The 1,424-nt window shown below is 70.4% G+C and carries 1 pseudogene; it reads left to right on the top strand.

The window, feature by feature from the left end:
* A pseudogene (locus tag ACOV8S_RS01000) lies at positions 1-1,417 on the top strand (D-alanyl-D-alanine carboxypeptidase); the annotation flags it as partial.
* Positions 1,418-1,424 lie beyond the last annotated feature (7 nt).

Below are 1,424 nucleotides of genomic sequence, written 5' to 3'. Positions count from 1 at the left end.
GACGCCACCCGCGCGCCCCGGCTCCCCGGCGGGTCCCGCGGGAGCCGCCGGCCCCGCCCCCGTCGCGGCGTCGACCGAGACCACCGCGATCCCGCAGATCGGCCCCGAGCGCACCACCCAGCAGCCGCTGCCGCCCAAGCCGCCGCTGGACCTGCTGGCCGAGCTGACCAACACCCCGCCGCCGCCGGACACCCTGCCGCGCCGGATGGTCCGCCGGGTCAAGATCTGGACGCCGGTGGTGGTGCTGCTGGCGATCGCGCTCGCGGTCGTCCAGATGGTCCGCCCGCTGCCCGAGCCGTCCCTGGTGCTGACCGCCGAGGAGTCCTTCCGCTTCGACGGCGACCCGGTCGCCCTGCCGTGGCCGGACGAGGGCCAGGGCTGGATGGACGTCACCGGCATCGGCACGGTCGACTCGTTCGGCGAGGTGAAGCCCGTGCCGATCGCCTCGGTCACCAAGTCGATGACCGCCTACGTGATCATGAAGAACCACCCGCTGAAGACGGGCGAGGACGGTCCCTCGATCCCCGTCGACGCGCTCGCCGAGAAGGAGGGCGGCTACGACAAGACGGGTGACGAGTCCACGCTGAACACCGTCAAGGAGGGCCAGAAGCTCTCCCTGCGCGACGCGCTGTCCGCCGTGATGATCCCGTCCGCGAACAACATCGCGCGGCTGCTGGCCCGTTGGGACGCCGGTTCGGAGGCCGCGTTCGTCAAGAAGATGAACAGGACCGCCGCCGAGCTCGGCATGAAGAACACCACCTACACCGACCCCTCCGGCCTCAAGGAGACGACCGTCTCCACGGCGGAGGACCAGGTGAAGCTGGGCGTCGAGATGATGAAGATGCGCGCCATGGTGGACATCACCAAACAGGGTTCGTGGAAGGACCCTTCGGGGCGGATCCACTACAACTACAACACCCTGGTCCCGTACAACGACGCCATCGGCATCAAGACCGGCTCGACCACCAAGGCCGGCGGCAACCTGCTCTTCGCCGCCACCAAGGAGGTCGGCGGCGAGACGGTGACGCTGGTCGGGGCGGTCCTCGGGCAGCACAAGCCGTTCATCCTCGACACCGTCAACGCCGTGTCCAAGACGGCGATGCTGGCCACCCAGGACGCGCTGGAGTCGAAGACCATCCTGAAGAAGGGCGACGTCGTCGGGTACGTCGACGACCAGCTCGGCGGCCGCACCCCGGTGGTGGTCTCCGAGGACGTCAAGGCGGTCGGCTGGGCGGGTCACGAGGTCAAGCTGACCTTCGCCCCCGACCCGTCGATGCCGCACGCCGCGCCCGAGGGCACCAAGGTCGGTTCGCTGACCGTCGGCGACGCCGAGGGCGGTGCCGTGAAGGTGCCGGTGCAGCTCGGCGGCGACCTCCAGGAGCCGTCCACGGGAGCCAGGCTCACCCGCGTCGCCTGAGCAGGCG

It is taken from the genome of Streptomyces sp. CO7, from assembly GCF_053474865.1.
This window is presented reverse-complemented; position numbering and strand designations above follow the sequence as displayed.